An 18,876-nucleotide genomic window follows, 5' to 3' on the forward strand; every position below is an offset into this window, starting at 1 on the left:
GCAGTAACATGAGTTCAAATGCTTGTACGGGTAGTACTTGGGTTTATAAAAACTTACCTAACGGAAAGTGGTCAATTTCCCTAGATAAACAACCTATCTGGAATTCAAAGTACTAACAGTTTCACCGGAAGAAAAAATTAGCCGAGAGTCTTGATATTTGAGGAGTATCATCAGTCACAATCCAAATACTGTTGGCGCCTTCCATTAGTATCTCCTATTAAAAATACTGTTGATAATTATTACATATATATTTACCACAGAGACGCAGAGGACACGGAGAGAATAGGCACCAGATATTTCTGTAGAGACTAACCATGTAACGTCTCTACAATATGCGTCATAAACCCAGGTATATTAAAATTGATGAATATACTAAATTAATATGCAAGGTTTAAGTTTGATAGCTCCTGCCAAGATAAACTTATATTTAGAAATCATCGGCGCCCGTGATGATGGATACCATGAGTTAGCAATGGTAATGCAAAGTATAGACTTAGCAGACCAAATAGATATTAGAGCAAACGGTACAGAACATATTAATGTCCAGTGCGATAACTTAGCAGTACCAGACGATAAAACAAATCTGGCTTACCGTGCAGCAGAGTTAATGAAAAATACGTTCCCCGAAGACTTTACAAAATTTGGGGGAGTTGACATAAAAATTCACAAACATATACCAATAGCAGCAGGGTTAGCAGGAGGTTCTACAAACGCAGCAGCAGTACTAGTAGGGATAGACCTATTATGGAAGTTAGGATTAACTAAAATAGAGATAGAAGAATTAGGCGCCACTTTAGGTTCAGATATACCGTTTTGTGTAGCGGGTGGAACAGCAATAGCAACAGGACGAGGAGAACAGCTTGCAGAAATTTTAGGTTTAGACAATATATATATAGTATTGGGTAAACATCGTAGTCTGAGCGTATCAACACCTTGGGCATATAAAACCTATCGTGCCACATACGGAGACACCTATCCCCAAGATAAACATAGCTTAGAAGCGCGCGCCTCAGCTGTACACTCGGCGCCGATGATAAAAGCTATAGTCCACAAAAACGCTGTAGAAATATCTCAACAACTACACAACGACCTAGAAAAAGTGGTTTTACCAGAATTTCCCAAAGTCTTAGAACTACGTCAAGCTTTTGCCCAAGCAGGAGCATTAGGAACAATGATGTCTGGTTCAGGGCCCAGTGTCTTTGGAATATGCGAATCCTTTGAACACGCAGAAACCGTAAAACAACAAGTTCGCTCCTTAATACCCGACGAAGATTTAGAATTGTTTACAACACAAACTATATCCCAAGGAATTCATCTAAAGTAAAGTGCGTAACACCATATAATCTTCCAACGAAGCGAGTAAACCTGTAACGTAACGCACTACTCAACATAACAAACCCTATTAAAAGGCAATATATGAGCGAAGAAAAGATAGAAAAATCATCAGAAACACCAGTTAAAGAAACCTTAACACCAATAAAGTGTTTAATAGGCGCCTTTTTAGCAGGAGCAATGGCATACGGTTCATATAACTTAACAAGTGCCATAGCAACAACGTTTGCCAATAAACCCATCCACACAACAAACCAAATAGTAGCAAACATTTCCTCAGTAGTGCGTTCCCTAGTAGTAGGAGTCGTATCCCTAGGAATATGGGTTTTTGGAATAGTAGCAATAGGACTACTAGCACTGGGAGTACAGCTACTAATACAAAGCAGTTCCAAAAAACAATCTCCAGACACTTAAATTAATTATTCCGTAAGATAGGCGCCTCGCCTGTCCTACAATAATTATTTTTATCACAGAGACCTGCTTTCACGCACCGTTCTCTGGTCTACGTCATTAAACTAAATATAGTGTTTATAATGTGCCAGTTCCGAGGTAATGAATTTTTAGATGTTTAAACATCTAGATGCTTAGATGTTTAGCAATAAATTTATTGCATAAAACTAACGATGTAAGTATATTTAAGGAATATCGTAGCTTCATATACTAGAAATATTAATTAACAGAAGCTACAGTAATATAAAAATTAAAAGTAGTTTTTATACAAAATAAAGGTATTACTTTTATAGTTGAGCTTTAAAATTGATAAATATTTTATATGGAAAAATCAAGAAATAATAAATTTAACCAAGAAACAAAAATTGACATTAAGTATTTTTTGATTTGTGGCTTGGGTAGTTTAGGACAGTTTTGTGTTAAAGTTTTCTCTGAGTTTAATGTGCCGATAATTGGGATTGATATTGAACAAGAGGTTGATTGGGAAATAGATGGGGTTTCAAACTTATTAACTTATTTTATAGTAGGGGATTGTCGAAAGACTAATATATTACAAAAAGCTAAAATACAAGAGTGTCGTGCGATTTTGTTGGTAACAAATGATGAAAAAGTGAATATTGAGACTGCATTTGCTATTAGGCAAATAAATCCTTATGTACGTATAGTTGCTCGTTCTTCTAAGGAAAATTTGAATGAGCTTTTAAGTTCATCTGAATTTGGTTTAGGTAATTTTATCGCATATAATCAAGCTGAGTTTTCTGCTGAACCGTTTGCAACGCGCGCTTTGGGGTCTGAAAACAGAGGTTTTATTGAATTAGATGATTGGTTGTTACGGGTAGTTAAACATCAAGTTCAACAAGGTGATGCTTGGTGTAATCGTAGTTTATATGAATTGAATATCCCAGATAAACGTTGGTTGCTTACTTATACATCAGCTGTTGAAGCTTTACCAGTTAATTTCTACCAGTGGGAACAAAATATAAAAACTAAAGACAAAGATGAGATTGTTTATATTGAAGTTATAAAAGAAAGACTCGCTGATGTGTTAGCGAATGAGCGCGGCAAAACTTTATTACAGCAAAAAAGACGTTCTTTAACTGGTTTAAATATTTTTTCATCAGCAGATAATACTAAAAACAAGGTTTTAAGCTTTTTACAGTCACCGACTAAAGAACTAAGAATATTTTTATATCTTTTTTATAGTTGGGTCTTTTTATGGCTGGTTGGTACAATACTATTTATTATAGTACCAATACCAGATCAAAAAGCTAATCTATGGGGTGCCATATATGCCAGCGCTGTGATGTTATTAGGCGCCTATGATGGAGTTTTCAGCAATTTACAGCCAAGTAATTTCACTAGAACATTTTTATTATTCATCAATTTACTTTACATGGTGTTTGGCATTGTAGTAATTGCAGCATTAAATTCTAAACTAACTGAATATCTACTATCATCAAAATTAGATTTGAGTGTGAAACGTGAACCAATACCTAAACAAGGTCATGTAATAGTAATTGGTTTAGGCAGAGTTGGTCAGAAAATAGCAGAATTTTTAAACATGTGGAAACAACCATTAATTGGATTGACAGATGCCGACTTAAATGAGAATTTATTACCATCACAAATTCCTTTATTAGAAGGATATAGTTTAGATAGTCTTACAAAAGCGAATATTGCGACTGCGAGAGGTTTCATTGCAGCAACTAATGATGAAATACTCAATTTAGAACTTGGCATGATAGCTCATAGCCAAAATAAAAATATACCCATTGTTATTCGTACCTTTGACCCACGTTTTAGTAACTATATTCAACAGCACCTACCTTACGCAAAAGTTTTATGTGCATATCAAATCTCTGCTGAAGCGTTTGTTGCAGCATCTTTTGGTGAAAATATTAAAAGTCTTTTAAGATTAAATGAACAAACAGTTTTAGTAGTAGATTTTACTATTCAGTCAGGAGATACTTTAGCCGAATTATCATTAGCTGAAATAACTTACGGGTATGGAGTGGCGCCAATTTTTTACAGAAGTAAAAGAAATAACGAGTCTAGACGCTTGCCTAGTTTTAGTAGAACACCACGTCTCCAAAATGGAGATTGTCTAACAGTATTAGTAAATATCGAAGGTTTAAGAAAAATAGAACAAGGACAAAGATTACTCCCTAGGTATAAATTATATCTAGATTCAATTGAAGTACAAGAAGCAGCCCAAAGACAAAATATAATCGAGGATGGAAAAAATTTAATATATAGATTTACCGATTGTAAACTTGAGTTAGCATCAAAAACAATGAAAAATATTCCTTGCGAGTTAGATTTTATTTTATATAAGCATCAAGGACAAAGTTTAGTAAGAGAACTGAAAAAGTTAAATATAATAGCTAGATTAATTGCTCTGAATTAAAGACAGCATTTCAAAACCTCTCTGTGTCCTCTGCGCCTCTGTGGGAAAAATATATATCTTACACATCTGGACTTTAATTATACAATACCCCCTTAATAAAAGCTACTGTGTATACACAAGTTTATAAAAACTACTTTTCTTCTCTTTCTTTGTAGAATTTACCTAAAAAAAGATTCCCAACTTTATTAAAAAATAGGGAATCTTTGATTTATGTTGTTAAGGCTTAGTTCCTAGGAATAGGAAAAATTACCACCAGACTATGATTTCTTATCATAGTATGCAGCTTCAGCAAAGGCGCCAGATTCAGCTTCTTTAACAAATCCATGATAAGCTTCCATCCCATGTTCACTAAGGTCTAGACCTTCAATTTCTTCAGAGGGAGTAACGCGAATACCTAAAGTAGATTTGAGTGCAACCCAAAATATTGTACTTAAAAGTACTGTCATTCCACCGACAGAGACAATACCTATAAGTTGGGGAATAAGCGATGAAAGTCCACCACCCATGAATAAACCGTGAGGACCAACGGGTTTACCAGCAAGGTCAACCATCCAAGGATAACCACCAGGTCCAACCGAGAATAGTCCCACTGCTAAAGTACCCCAAATACCACATAGTAAGTGTACAGAAGTGGCGCCAACAGGGTCATCAATACCTAAACGGTCGAAGAAGGTGACGGAGAAAACGACAATTACACCAGCAACTAAACCAATGATAATCGAACTTGGGATACTAACGTAAGCACAAGCAGCTGTAACTCCTACTAAACCTGCTAGAACACCATTAATAATCATCGATAGGTCAGGTTTTTTCAGGTATAACCATGCTGTCACGGTTGCTGCAATTCCACCAACTGCACCTGCCATGTTAGTTGTGAGGGCAATGTGAGTAATTGCTTTAGGGTCTGCTGCCATTACCGAACCTGGGTTAAAACCAAACCAACCTAACCAAAGAATTAAACAACCAAGGGTAGCAATACTCATATTATGACCGGGTATCGCGACCGCTTGCTTACCTTGATATTTACCAATACGGGGTCCCAAGAAAGCAGCACCCATCAAAGCTGCCCAACCACCAACAGAGTGAACAACTGTAGAACCAGCAAAGTCAAAAAAGCCTATATCAGCTAACCAACCAGCGCCCCAAATCCAGTGTCCGGTAATTGGGTAAGCTATACCAACAAGTAAAAGGCTAAAAATTAAGAAGTCAACAAATTTTATCCTTTCAGCAACGGCGCCAGAAACAATAGTGGCAGCAGTTCCAGCAAAGACTAATTGGAATAAGAATTTGGCTTCAAGGGGTACACCAGTCCAATTTAGAGAACCAAAAACTCCTTTGTAAGCATCACCTACAGCAGGACTATTATCGGCGCCATTCAAAAAGAATCCACTCAAACCGATAAAATCGTTACCATCACCGAACATCAACCCAAAACCAATCGCCCAAAATGCAAGTGTCGCTAATGCAAATACAATCAAATTCTTTGCAAGAACGTTAACAGCATTCTTCTGACGGCAGAACCCGGTTTCTAACATACAGAATCCGGCATTCATAAAGAAGACTAGAAACGCTGCAATTGCAACCCACAATGTATCAAGTGCAACCTTTAAATCGGCAGTAGTTGGTCCAGCAGGTGTTTGCGCGACTGCGGCATAACCCCATGCCAACACAATTATTGAGGCTAGGGGAATAGTAGCCTGCCAGCTTGGAGATAAGCGTTTAATTGTACTTTGGAGACGCCATGTAATCGAATTATACTTAGAATAATTCAGAGGCGAAGTTACATGCGACCGATTTCTTCTTGTCCTTTTTTTCGTTGGCTTGGGTTTTAACATTTCTTCAAAAATACCTGACTACAACAGAACCGTAAAATGAAAATCAAACTCGACAGTCAAATGTATCGAGTTTTCAAATGCTAGGATTGTAATAAGTTTTATCCCAATGCCAGCATTAAAAAGCGTCAATATTGAAATCCGATCTAGAATTTTCACACAAAGCGAAAATCAAAACCAGTCTCACCCTGTTTTACAAAGTAAATGTAGAACAGTTTAAGTTTTTCTTAAGACTTTATTATGAGGTTATTTGGCAAACAGTCAAGACTTCTTGATAAAGTCTTTAAAAATTTAATAAATATTCAGGATATTTAAGACATATTTTTTAATTACAAGAGGGTTTGATTGAGAATTGTTAAATTTAAACAAAATTGAACTAATATATGCTTACACGCAATCTCTATTTTCAAATTCATTCTGTAGTTATTATTACTGTGAATAATTTGACACAATAATTTACGTGCATACATTATTTAGTTACAAATTGTTAAGAGTTTTACAGAACTCTAACTAGTTAATATATTGTGTCTTTTTAGACCTCAATAATTCTGTAACAGTTAATACTGTTTTTTGTGATTGCTAGCTTTAGCACAATCTGTCAGCCTTGCATTAATGCTCGTATTTGTTGCTGTGTCAGGGTTTCTTAACTTAGGGAATAGCTAAAAACAAATTTATGAATTTTTTTAAATAGCTACATGGGATATAAAAACGTAGGGTATGTGGCGCCATTAAAAAATCTGAATACAGCAATAAAACTGATGTGCCACGCACCGTAGCTTGTGACTAGTTATACTTCTGACAAGTTGTCAGGGTCGATACCTTGAGATGTTCCTAAAAATAAGCCCATTGAAGCTATTTAATGATATCCATTCTCATCTAGCATTTGTAGATAGTATACTCCAAGCGGTTAGCTTTTAGCAATAAATTGTCCGTTCAAAGTAGCACAAAGAGAAAAATTAGAGGCTATCAACATAGTAGGTAAAATATAGCCAGCTATTTCTAAAATTTCACGTAAAGCACTAGGTAATAATGGGTCAACTAGGTCATCCTTCAATCTAAAATCATCGGGCAACGCTTCCCACGTAACCACTATTTCAGCAAAGCGCTTGGGTGCAACAAGTTGAGTTACCATTTTTCACCCCATATAAGTAAATTATTTTGTCTTTATTTTATCTATGCTTAAAATATAGTGTCATTTTTAATACATAAGTATTGCATGACAATGCATTTAGATGTTTAGATGTTTAGATGTTTGAATATCTAGGTGTATGATAAAGCAAAGATTTGCAGGCGCCTGCATGATTTTGTAAAATGACAAAAAATATTACTATTGTAGAAACGTTACATGTAACGTCTCTACAATGGTTTCTATGGTAAATGTCCTAGCTTGGTTACAATATGTTGATTAACTTTGAAATAACCTGGGTCAATGTGTGTAAAATGAGTGTTTAAATAATCATGCGATTTTGGTAATGCATGAAAAGGAATAGATGGATATAAATGATGTTCTGCGTGGAATGACATGTTCCACATTAAAAATTGTGTTAGTATAAATGTTCGTGTAGTGCGGGTGTTTGTCAGAAGGTTGGCGTCGCGCGTGCAACCTGTGTGTTCTGCCAGTAAAATAAAGCGTAAGATTGGTTGACCGAGCATTAAAGGTAGTAACCAGTATATAAAAAACCAAGGCTGATTATAAAACAGTGAGATACCAAGAGCCAATATATATATTGTCAATTGTAAGCGAGTGGAGCGAATAACTTCGGCGCCTGCTGACTCTGGGATAAACGGGTAATCTTCAACTTTGCCCAGTGCGATACGAAAATGTCCCTGTATTTTACCTTTCCACCAAAGAAAACCGCTCAATATCACTAAATATTCCCTAAAATTACTTGGTGTCAAGTCGGTTAGTTCTGGGTCTTTACCAGGAACTCGTGTATATAGATGATGCCATTTATGGTAGTGACGGAAAAAAGTGCTGTTATAGAATGAAAGCACTCCAGCGAACCAAGCTACTATTTTATTGAGGTTCGGTGAAGCAAAAGCAGTGCGATGAACAGCTTCATGCATCGGTGCAAACATCGAAGCTATACTAAACCCGTAGATGAAAAGTGCTGGTATTGCTACGAATAGATTATGGTTTGTCGTCCATAGATAGCCACTGCACGCCATAATGGTAAGATGAAGAGACAATTGTACTAAGCCTGAAATATTAGAACGCGCGTTGAGTTCGTTTAATTGGTATTTAGTTAGAATTCGATGTGGGTTCTGTACTTGGGTTGCTTCGTTAGGTAGAGTAATCACATTATCGGACATAAGTTAATTTGGCGCCTCCATTGAGAAATCCTTTTCCTTATAAGTATTTTAATCGGCGCCGCTCGTATATTGTCGCAAAAAGGCGCCAGTAAATTAGTAATCACAGTTAATAATAAAAAAATCATTAGATATAATAACTTATTGTTATATCTAAATTTGTGTCAAATAGTGAATTCTTTGTTAAGGTTAATGAGTAAGTAAAACACTGCTGGAATTATCAATCCAAAATTTTTACTCTTCGTGACGAATAAAGTTGATTTATATATAGGCTGGCAGTCCAGTTGATTAAGTCGATTGTTAACTGAATTTTAAATTTTTGGAGTAGCAGATTATGATTAAGAATGAACAAGAATTGGCGATTGCAAAACAGCAAGTAGAAGTTATAGCATCAGAAAATAAGAGTTTGATGCAAAAGCTCCAAGCAGAAATAGCAGAATACGAAGCATTAGTTGCTCATAACCCAGAAAATCCTATCCTTTTAGAAGTAGAAAGTGCCGAACAAATTTCTGATTTACCAATTAAAGCGAGTATAGCTTTTAAAATTACCTCTCAAGAATTGGCGAAAATTTGCTCAGACGAAACAGAACCTCAAAATAATCTCGATTATGCATCTGAGTTGTTGAAAGTTATGAAAATTTTAGGTGTACAGTTGATTGATGATTTATTTTTTGTTGCTAAAATGAGCAATGAGTTAAAACAAAAGCTGCAATTTTTGCGAATGGGAGAAGGTTTGCACAGCGTTATCCAAGAAGCTGCTTAAAAGTGTGTATATTCAGGAGGAGAGGAAATTATCCTTTCCTCTTTGTTTTATTGAGAGCTTGGTGGTTCATATTAGTTATTATTATAGTTATAAAATTTATCTTTATGCGTGTTAGTCGCGCTTTTTACGTTGATTGCCTAAATTTTGGGATTATTATTCTCAAATATGGTTATAAAAAAATATTATATTTAAAAATTTACTATACTGCTATTAAGTGTTTCTTTATGGGAACACTAACTTCATGAAGCAAAAATTAGCTTTGTAACATGAGGTAAGTACAAATGACCACCGCAATTAACACCCCAATTATTCCCGGATATCAAATAAAAGAGCAATTATATGCTGGTTCCAAAACTATAGTATATCGAGCGATTCGAGAAGAAGACTCAAAAGCGGTGGTCATCAAGTTTCTAGCTTCAGAGTATCCCAGTTTTAATGAATTATTGCAGTTTCGTAACCAATACATAATTAGTAAAAATCTTAGCAGTCCCGGTATTATTCATCCTTTATCGTTAGAAGTCTATGGTAATAGTTATATTTTAGTTATGGAAGATACTGGGGGAGTGTCTTTACGAGAATACATCAAAGTAACTACCCTGTCACTCATCGAATTTTTAGCTCTTGCAATTCAATTAACTGACATTCTCCACAATTTACACCACAACCGTGTTATTCACAAAGACATCAAACCCGCAAACATCCTGATTCATCCAGAAACAAAGCAAATTCAACTTATTGACTTTAGTATCGCTTCTCTACTGCCCAGAGAAACCCAAGAGATTAAGAGTCCTAATGTATTGGAAGGAACCCTCGCTTATATTTCACCCGAACAAACTGGAAGGATGAACCGAGGGATTGACTACCGCAGCGATTTTTATTCTTTGGGAGTAACATTTTATGAATTATTAACAGGAGAGTTACCATTTATATCTAATGACGCAATGGAGTTGGTGCATTGTCATATTGCTCAACTACCTGAAAGTGTATCTGATGTGACAGAGATACCGCGCGTTATCAGTGAAATTATTAATAAATTAATGGCGAAAAACGCCGAAGATAGATATCAGAGTGCTTTGGGCTTAAAGCACGATTTAGAAAATTGTTTGTATCAATTAAAAGATACTGGTAAAATTACTGATTTTGAAATCGGTAAGCAGGATTTGTGTGAGCTATTTCTCATTCCTCAAAAACTCTATGGTCGCGAAGCTGAAGTACAGATGTTACTGGATGCCTTTGAGCGCGTTGGTAAGCGTTCAAATCCTGAGATGATGCTAGTGGCGGGATTTTCGGGGATTGGTAAAACTGCCGTTGTATCGTCTGTCCACAAGCCAATTACTCGTTCTCATGGGTATTTTATCAAAGGTAAGTTTGACCAATTCAATCGTAATATTCCCTTATCAGCGTTTGTGCAAGCTCTGCGTGATTTGATGGGGCAATTACTGTCAGAATCTGACGCACAACTTTTTCAGTGGCAAGCGAAGATTTTAGAAGCTGTGGGAAACAATGGACAAGTTCTAATTGATGTGATTCCAGAACTTGAGCGAGTGATTGGCAAGCAACAAGGCGCCTTAGAGCTATCGGGAATTGCAGCACAGAATCGCTTTAACTTGTTGTTTCAAAAGTTTATTGAGGTGTTCACAACAAAAGAGCATCCACTAGTAATGTTTTTGGATGACTTGCAGTGGGCAGATTCGGCATCGCTTCAATTGATTAAATTGCTGATGGGGGATAAGGGGAATTTGCTACTGTTGGGTGCTTATCGTGACAATGAAGTTTCTAAGGCGCATCCTTTTATATTGATGAGAGAGGAACTTGTAAAAATTGGGGTGACAGTTAACACAATTACTCTGGCGCCACTTGCGTTTAGTGATACAAATCAACTAGTTAGCGATACCTTACATTGTTCAGCTCTATCAGCGCGTCCCCTTACAGAATTAATCGAGCGTAAAACAATCGGCAATCCCTTTTTTATCACGCAGTTTCTCAAATTATTGTACGAAGACGAACATATTAAATTTAATCGAGAACAGGGCTACTGGGAATGTGATATTGCTCAAATCAATGCCCTATCTGTCACCGAGGATGTAGTAGATTTTATGGCACAGCAATTGCAAAAATTGCCCACCGAGACTCAAGAGATTTTGAAACTTGCAGCTTGTATTGGCAACCATTTTGATTTAAAGACGTTGGCAATTGTTTCACAACAATCAGAAGCTTTAACTGCGGCAGTTTTGTGGAAAGCCTTGCAGGAAGGAATTATTCTACCACAAAGTGATGTGTATAAATTTTATTTGAGCTTTCAGGAGGTAAATGCAAATACTAACAACATCGAAAATGCAGGTTATCGGTTTTTACACGACCGGGTACAACAAGCTGCTTATTCTTTAATACCCGACGACCAAAAACAAATTACCCATTACCACATCGGACAACTGTTACAGCAAAGGATATCGCCTGAAGGTATAGAAGACTACATTTTTGAAGTCATTAATCAATTAAATTATGGAACTTCTTTAATTACCGAACAAAACGAACGTGATGAGCTAGCTCAATTAAATCTCATTGCTTGTCGTAAAGCCAAAGCTGCTACAGCTTATCAAGCAGCGCGTGAATATAATAGTACAGGATTATCATTGCTTGGAGAAAATGCTTGGCAGCGACAATATCAAATGTGTTTAGCATTTCATAACAATTTGGCAGAATTGGCAACGCTTTGTGGTGACTTTGAGGCAATGGAGAAATTGATTGAGACAGTTATTGAACGGGCACAATGTTTACTTGAAAAGGTTTATGTTTATCGCATTAAGATTTTAGCCAATGTCTCTCAAAATAAACTGACCGAAGCCATTGCCATTGCCCAACAACTCTTACATCAGTTAGGTGTAACTTTTCCTGAATGCACACCGAACAATATTCAACAGAGTATTGCAGAAACTGAAGAACTGATTAGGGACTTGGTTATTGAAGACTTGGTTAACCTGCCTCGGATGATGGATGAGGAAAAAATCGCCATTATGCAGATAGCCAATAGTATTATGCCAGCCACTTCTATTTCTGGTTCTCCATTGTACCCATTATTGGTTTGCTTATCAGTGAAGCTATCGATTCAGTATGGAAATACTTTGGTTTCAGCCTATGCTTATGTCAACTATGGCATCATTGCTTGTAATATGAAGCAAGATGTGGATACAGGGGTAAAGTTTGGTCAGTTAGCACTACAAATCGTTTCCGAACTTGATGCTAAAGCTGTAAAACCACAAGTATTAGTAGTGTCAGGATTATTCATCTCGCACCGCAAAGCCCACATTAAAACAACGCTACCACTTTTGCAAGAGGGGTATGTGACTGCGTTAGAAGTTGGAAATCAGGAAACTGCTGGATATAACGCGCATACTTTCTGTCTCAATTCTTTTTGGTGCGGTCAACCACTTGCTAGTTTAGAACAAGAGACTGGCGCCTATTGTAATGGGTTAATACAATTAAATCAATTGACAACAGCTAATTGGTGTCGAATCTATTGGCAATCTATCTTAAATTTGCTAGGAGTTGTGGAGCATCCGAGTGTTTTGTCTGGTGAGGTTCTTACTGAAGCAGAATTTTTGCCACTACTAATCTCTTCTCATGACTTTTCTGGGTTATGTCTCTTTTACTTGTATAAGCTGATGCTTTGCTACCTGTTTGGGGAAATTGAATCAGCTCAAAACCATGCAGTTGAGGTTAGACGGTATTTAATGGCTGCCAGTGGAAGTGTTAGTGAACCAGCGTTTTATTTTTATGATTCTTTGACCACACTAGCTAGTAGTCAACAATTAGAGGAGACATCAGAAGTATTAAAGCGGGTGGAACAAAACCAAACGCAGTTATCTCACTGGGCCTACTATGCTCCTATGAATTATCAGCATAAGGTTGATTTGGTAGAAGCAGAAAAATGTCGAGTTCTAGGGCGAAAAACAGAAGCTATGGAGCTATATGATCAGGCTATTGAAGGCGCCTCATATAACGGCTACATTCCTGAAGTTGCTTTAGCGAACGAACTTGGCGCTAAATTTTATCTCGACTGTGGTAAAGAAAAGGTTGCTGCTGGCTACATGCAAGAAGCATATTACTGCTATGCGCGATGGGGAGCTAAAGCTAAAACATTGGATTTAGAAAAGCGCTATCCCCAACTTCTCAAACCCATTCTGCAACAGCGACTTAACCTAAATCCATTAGAGACTATTACGACTGTTACCCGTAGTTCTAATACAGATAGCACCAGTATTTCCAATATTCTAGATTTTACCTCCGTTCTCAAAGCCGCTCAAGCGATTTCTAGTAGTATCGAAGTAGATGTATTAATTACTACAGTAACTCAAATTATCTTAGAAAACTCTGGCGCCTTAAAAACTGCCTTAATTCTTCCCGAAGAAAATACTTGGCAAGTACGAGTAATTACTTGTATCAATCACGACAAACCACAAGGAAAAACTCAAAATATTCTAACTACAGAATCAATCGATACTTGTGAATATATACCGAAAAAAATAATTAATTACGTCAAAAATACTCAAGAAACAATAGTTATAGATAATTGTCAAACAAATATTCCTGGGTTAATTGGCAAATATATGCTCAAACACGAACCAAAAAGCGTATTATGCATACCAATCATCAACCAAGGACATCTAGTAGGTATTTTATATCTAGAAAATAAAATCACTTCTTTTGTATTTACAAAAAATAGCTTGCTTCTTATCAACTTGCTTTCCTCTCAAGCAGCAATATCCTTAGAAAATGCCAGACTTTATCAACAAGCGCAACAAGCACTACAAGATTTACAACAAGCGCAGTTAAAAATTATACAAAGCGAGAAAATGTCAGCACTAGGTAATTTAGTTGCAGGGGTAGCTCATGAAATGAACAATCCTTTAGGCTTTATTTCTGCTACTCTCAAACAAGCTAAACCTACTATTACTGATATTACCGAACACCTAAAATTATATCAAGAAACATCACTCCCCAATCAGAAAATTATCGAACATGCAGAATCAATAGATTTAGATTATACCTTAGAAGATTTACCCAAGATGGTTGATGCAATGGTAATGGCATGTGACAGATTGAAAAATATCAGCACCAGTTTAAGAACTTTTTCGCGTGCGGATAAAGATTACAAAGTACCATTTAACATTCACGAAGGTATCGATAGTACGATTCTAATTCTTAAACACCGTCTCAAAGCTAACGAACAGCGTCCAGCGATTGAAGTAATAACAGATTATAAAAATTTCCCACAAATTGAATGCTTCCCTGGACAATTAAATCAGGTATTTATGAATATTCTTGCAAATGCCATTGATGCTTTAGAAGAATCTAATACGGGGCGAAGTTTTGAAGATATTATTGCAAATCCTAACAAAATTACAATTAAAACATTTATTGAAAACAACAATGTAAAAATCAACATAGCTGATAATGGTAAGGGGATGAGCGAAGAAGTTAAGCAGAAAATATTCGACCATTTATTTACTACCAAAGTAGTGGGTAAAGGTACGGGTTTGGGGTTAGCTATAGCAAAACAAATTATAGAAGAAACCCACGCAGGTAAGTTGTATTGCAATACTGTTCTCGGTGAGGGTACAGAATTTGTAATTATGCTCCCACTGTAAGAGGATGTTTTTATAAGTATAATTTTTTATTGAAAATGTAACTTTATACACATATCTGGGAATACTAAGCGTAAAAGCCTTAAGGATGAACGCAGTATGGTTAGCACTCAAACTAATCTTTCCAGATATCGTGTCCCGTTGCGCGCGGTTTTGATAGTGCCATTTGTGCTGCAAATTTTTGCAACTGTTGGGTTAGTGGGTTATTTGTCTTTCAAAAACGGGCAAGGAGCAATAAATCGGTTAGCCAATCAGTTGATGGGTGAAATTGACGAGCGGGTTAATCAGCATTTAGATTCATACTTGGCAGTACCTCAACAACTCAACCAAATCAATACTGATGCGGCAAGTAGTAAAATCTTAGATATACAAAACCTTGAAATCACAGGACGTTACTTTTGGCAACAGATGCAGGTTTACAAAAATCTCAGCTACATTTTTAGTGTATTGCCTAACGGAGAATATACAGGCGCCGGACGCTGGATGGAAGGAGGCAAGACCACAATTGACGAAATTTCAGCACGGACTAATTATAAAAACTATACTTATGCGACAGACGAGCAAGGAAACCGAGATAAGGTAGTTTTCAAAGCAGAGTATAAACCCTTAGAAGAATACTGGTATAAAGAAGCCATACAAACAGGCAAACCAATTTGGAGCAAAATCTATAACTGGCAAGATACACCGGAATTTATTTCCATTAGCGCATCACGTCCTGTGTATAATAACCAGAAAAAATTAATTGGTGTAATGGCATCTGATATACTCCTCTCTAATATCAGCACATTTTTACAGCAGTTAAAAGTAAGTAAAACGGGAACAGTTTTCATTCTGGAAAGAGATGGTAATATTGTCGCTAGTTCTAGCAATGAAAAACCTTTTATATTAGTGAAGGGAACAGCACGGCGCCTAAGTGCTGTTCAAAGTACAAATCCTTTGATTCGAGCAACTGCCATAAATTTGCAAAAAAAATTTGGTAATTTGCAATCGATTAAAACTAAACAGTCGTTTAATATTCAATTAGAAAAAGCTAAACACTATGCTTTAGTTAATTCTTGGCAAGATGAGTATGGACTCGATTGGCTAGTAGTGGTTGTTGTTCCTGAATCAGATTTCATGGCGCAAATAAATGCTAATACTCAAATAACTATATTGCTATGTATAGCTGCATTGGTAATTGCAACCCTAATAGGATTTTACACTTCACGGTGGATTACTCGCCCTATTTTAAAACTCAGTCGTGCTTCAGAGGCAATGAAGAGCGGAAATTTAGAACAAACGGCGCCTCAAACGCAAGTCAAAGAACTTAGCGTTTTGTCACAAGCATTCAACCAGATGGCAAAGCAGTTACAAGACTCATTCACAGTTTTAGAACAAACCAATCAAAATCTTGAACTGCGAGTAGAAGAACGCACTACAGAACTAAAAGAAGCAAAACTTACTGCTGATGTTGCAAACCAAGCAAAAAGCGAATTTTTGGCTAACATGAGTCACGAGTTACGCACCCCCCTCAATGGTATTCTTGGTTACGCACAAATATTACAACGCCACGAACCACTTACCCAAAAAGGACGCAACGGTGTAGATATTATTTACCAATGCGGCGCCCATTTACTAACTTTGATTAACGATGTCCTTGACCTTTCTAAAATTGAAGCTCGTAAACTAGAACTACATCCCGTTCCCTTCCACCTCCCCTCATTTTTACAAAGTGTCGTAGAAATTAATCGCATTCGCGCGGAGCAAAAAGGAATTACGTTTGATTTTGAAACAGACCCACAACTACCAGTAGGTATTTCGGCTGACGAAAAACGCTTACGTCAAGTACTAATAAATTTACTAGGTAATGCAATTAAATTTACCGACAAGGGTAGTGTTAGCTTTAAAGTTAAATTAAGCAATGAAAAAATTCGCTTTCAAATAGAAGATACAGGTGTTGGGATGGCGCCAGAACAAATTGAAAAAATATTTTTGCCATTTGAGCAGGTAGGTGATAGTAAAAAGCAAGCAGAAGGAACCGGGCTAGGGCTAGCAATTACTAAAAAAATTATATCATTAATGCAAAGCCAAATCAATGTCGAAAGCACATTAGGAAAAGGTAGTATTTTTTGGTTTGAGATAGAATTAAAAGAAGCAGAAGATTGGGCTGTTGCATCTAGAGTAGTGCAACAAGGAACAATAACAGGGTATCAAGGCATAAAACATAAAATTTTATTAATTGATGACCGTTGGGAAAATCGTTCAGTATTGTTTAACTTACTTGAGCCTATTGGTTTTTTATTAATTGAAGCGAGTAACGGACAGGAAGGGATTGAGCTTTCGTTACAAGAATCACCAGATTTAATTATAACTGATTTAGCTATGCCAGTAATGGATGGGTTTGAGTTTTTACAGAAATTACGATTACATCCTAAATTAAAAGATAAAATAGTTATCGTTTCTTCTGCGAGTGTATTTGAAATAGACCGTCATAAAAGTATTGATGCAGGAGGCAACGACTTTTTACCCAAACCAGTACAAGCAGAAATACTTTTAGAATTAATTCAAAAATATTTACAAATTAATTGGGTATATGATAACGAAGTAAATCAGAATAAAAATTTAATAGTAGAAGAAAAGGGAATAAAACCGCCAGACATAGAAATTTTAACAGAATTAGCAGAACTAGCTCAAATTAGTGAACTTGACGGTATCACTGAGATTGCCCAACAAATAAAAGAAACTAATAGTGCTTTTGCGAATGAACTTATGCGGCTTGTCGATGCTTGTGAGATTAAACAATTACGAGCATTTATTCACAAACATTTAAATTAATTAATACAGGAGTATTGTCTCATGTCTGTCTCAAATTATCCATTTATTCTTATAGTCGATGATAACCCAACTAATTTATCTGTTCTCTCTCAAGCATTGAAGTCAGCAGGTTATAAAATTCGTATGGCAGTAGATGGTGAAGATGCCTTAGCACAAGTAGAACGCGCGCATCCCGAACTTATTTTACTCGACATTCAAATGCCTAATATGGATGGTTTTGAAACTTGTCGGCGCCTTCAGGCAAATCCAGCGACTGAGAGTATACCTATAATTTTTATGACAGCGTTAGCAGATACTGAGAATAAAGTTAAAGGTTTATCGTTAGGCGCCGTTGACTATATTATCAAACCATTTGAACAAGAAGAAGTACTAGCACGGGTAAAAATTCATTGGCGTTTAAAACGGTTGACAGATAATTTAGAACAACAAGTAGCAGAACGTACTCAAGCACTGCAAAAAACTCAAGTTCAACTAGTACAGCATGAAAAGCTCTCTGCTTTAGGAGAATTAGTTGCTGGGGTTGCTCACGAAATAAATAACCCGATTGGTTGCATTATAGGTAACGTCGATGCAGTACAAGATTATATTAATGACCTATTGATAGTAATCGACCTTTATCATGAGAAATTTCCTGTTCATGGCGCCGAAATAGAAGAGAAACTACAAGAAATTGACTTGGAGTATCTACGAGAAGATTTGCCCAAATTAATTCGAGCAATGAAAGATGGAGGCAGTCGTATAAACTCTATAAGTAATAGTCTTCGTACTTTCTCGCGCGCGGACAATAATGCCAAGCAAAAATTTAACATCCACAACGGTATAGATAGTACACTACTTATTTTGCGTCATCGACTCAAAGCTAGCGAAAAACATCCTGAAATTAAAGTTATTACAGAATATGGTGAATTACCAGAAATTGAGTGCTTTCCTGGACAATTAAACCAGGTATTTATGAATATTTTAGCAAATGCTATAGATGCTTTAGAAGAATTTAATGTTGGTTTGAGTTTCAAGGAAATTCAAGCAAACCCTAATAAAATTATAATTAATACCTTATTTGAAAATAATAACGTAAAAATATCAATTATTGATAATGGTAAAGGAATGGAGGAAGAAATAAAAAACAAAATATTTGACCATTTATTCACTACCAAAGCAGTTGGTAAAGGTACAGGTTTAGGATTAGCTATAGCAAAACAAATTATTGAAGAAACTCATGGAGGTAAGTTAAGTTGCAACTCATGTTTTGGTAAAGGTACAGAGTTTTTAATTCAAATTCCAGTGTAAATATTTTTATTGACCATTTAGTACACTCGCTCAAGA

At 36.2% G+C, this 18,876-nt stretch carries 10 protein-coding genes; 7 read left to right on the forward strand and 3 right to left on the reverse strand.

Translation table 11 applies throughout. The features are described 5' to 3' along the window. Window positions 1-382 precede the first annotated feature (382 nt). The 3 genes from ispE (at window position 383) to DSM106972_RS08830 (ending at window position 4,189) form a co-directional block, all read left to right on the forward strand. Complete coding sequence (gene ispE, locus DSM106972_RS08820) at window positions 383-1,324, forward strand: 4-(cytidine 5'-diphospho)-2-C-methyl-D-erythritol kinase (RefSeq protein WP_127080338.1); 942 nt, start codon at window positions 383-385, stop codon at window positions 1,322-1,324. A gap of 92 nt (window positions 1,325-1,416) precedes the next feature. Beyond that, window positions 1,417-1,746: a DUF3082 domain-containing protein gene (locus tag DSM106972_RS08825; protein WP_127080339.1), complete on the forward strand. Its 330-nt coding sequence runs from the start codon at window positions 1,417-1,419 to the stop codon at window positions 1,744-1,746. Window positions 1,747-2,104: 358 nt separating this feature from the next. Then, on the forward strand, window positions 2,105-4,189 hold the full coding sequence (locus tag DSM106972_RS08830; RefSeq protein ID WP_127080340.1) for a potassium channel family protein: 2,085 nt from the start codon (window positions 2,105-2,107) through the stop codon (window positions 4,187-4,189). Between the two features lie 257 nt (window positions 4,190-4,446). Here DSM106972_RS08830 and DSM106972_RS08835 read toward each other — a convergent pair whose 3' ends face one another. The 3 genes from DSM106972_RS08835 to DSM106972_RS08845 form a co-directional block, all read right to left on the reverse strand. Then, window positions 4,447-6,024, reverse strand: coding sequence for an ammonium transporter (locus tag DSM106972_RS08835; protein ID WP_127080341.1), 1,578 nt, complete (start codon window positions 6,022-6,024; stop codon window positions 4,447-4,449). Window positions 6,025-6,928: 904 nt separating this feature from the next. Continuing rightward, complete coding sequence (locus tag DSM106972_RS08840) at window positions 6,929-7,153, reverse strand: hypothetical protein (RefSeq protein WP_186538773.1); 225 nt, start codon at window positions 7,151-7,153, stop codon at window positions 6,929-6,931. Between the two features lie 236 nt (window positions 7,154-7,389). Continuing rightward, the gene (locus DSM106972_RS08845) at window positions 7,390-8,334 is read right to left on the reverse strand and encodes a fatty acid desaturase (protein ID WP_127080342.1); all 945 of its coding nucleotides are present in this window, start codon (window positions 8,332-8,334) and stop codon (window positions 7,390-7,392) included. 331 nt (window positions 8,335-8,665) lie between these two features. Here DSM106972_RS08845 and DSM106972_RS08850 point away from each other — a divergent pair, with 331 nt between their 5' ends. From DSM106972_RS08850 to DSM106972_RS08865, 4 genes are all read left to right on the forward strand, one after another. Continuing rightward, window positions 8,666-9,094: a hypothetical protein gene (locus DSM106972_RS08850; RefSeq protein WP_127080343.1), complete on the forward strand. Its 429-nt coding sequence runs from the start codon at window positions 8,666-8,668 to the stop codon at window positions 9,092-9,094. A gap of 281 nt (window positions 9,095-9,375) precedes the next feature. Continuing rightward, window positions 9,376-14,742 carry an ATP-binding sensor histidine kinase gene (locus DSM106972_RS08855; RefSeq protein ID WP_127080344.1) on the forward strand — a complete coding sequence of 1,789 codons (5,367 nt, stop codon included), beginning with the start codon at window positions 9,376-9,378 and terminating at the stop codon, window positions 14,740-14,742. Between the two features lie 96 nt (window positions 14,743-14,838). Continuing rightward, window positions 14,839-17,553, forward strand: a complete 2,715-nt coding sequence (locus DSM106972_RS08860) for a hybrid sensor histidine kinase/response regulator (protein ID WP_127080345.1) — start codon at window positions 14,839-14,841, stop codon at window positions 17,551-17,553. A 21-nt stretch (window positions 17,554-17,574) separates the two neighbouring features. Next, complete coding sequence (locus DSM106972_RS08865; RefSeq protein ID WP_127080346.1) at window positions 17,575-18,840, forward strand: sensor histidine kinase; 1,266 nt, start codon at window positions 17,575-17,577, stop codon at window positions 18,838-18,840. Window positions 18,841-18,876: the final 36 nt, after the last annotated feature.

The organism is Dulcicalothrix desertica PCC 7102, from assembly GCF_003991905.1.
In the GTDB taxonomy this organism is placed as follows: Bacteria; Cyanobacteriota; Cyanobacteriia; order Cyanobacteriales; family Nostocaceae; genus Dulcicalothrix; species Dulcicalothrix desertica.

Bases quoted from the DNA above. Each gene is read 5' to 3' on its own strand.
- ispE (WP_127080338.1), top strand. From the start codon at position 383: ATGCAAGGTTTAAGTTTGATAGCTCCTGCCAAGATAAACTTATATTTA.
- DSM106972_RS08825 (WP_127080339.1), top strand. From the start codon at position 1,417: ATGAGCGAAGAAAAGATAGAAAAATCATCAGAAACACCAGTTAAAGAA.
- DSM106972_RS08830 (WP_127080340.1), top strand. From the start codon at position 2,105: ATGGAAAAATCAAGAAATAATAAATTTAACCAAGAAACAAAAATTGAC.
- DSM106972_RS08835 (WP_127080341.1), bottom strand. From the start codon at position 6,024: ATGTTAAAACCCAAGCCAACGAAAAAAAGGACAAGAAGAAATCGGTCG.
- DSM106972_RS08840 (WP_186538773.1), bottom strand. From the start codon at position 7,153: ATGGTAACTCAACTTGTTGCACCCAAGCGCTTTGCTGAAATAGTGGTT.
- DSM106972_RS08845 (WP_127080342.1), bottom strand. From the start codon at position 8,334: ATGTCCGATAATGTGATTACTCTACCTAACGAAGCAACCCAAGTACAG.
- DSM106972_RS08850 (WP_127080343.1), top strand. From the start codon at position 8,666: ATGATTAAGAATGAACAAGAATTGGCGATTGCAAAACAGCAAGTAGAA.
- DSM106972_RS08855 (WP_127080344.1), top strand. From the start codon at position 9,376: ATGACCACCGCAATTAACACCCCAATTATTCCCGGATATCAAATAAAA.
- DSM106972_RS08860 (WP_127080345.1), top strand. From the start codon at position 14,839: ATGGTTAGCACTCAAACTAATCTTTCCAGATATCGTGTCCCGTTGCGC.
- DSM106972_RS08865 (WP_127080346.1), top strand. From the start codon at position 17,575: ATGTCTGTCTCAAATTATCCATTTATTCTTATAGTCGATGATAACCCA.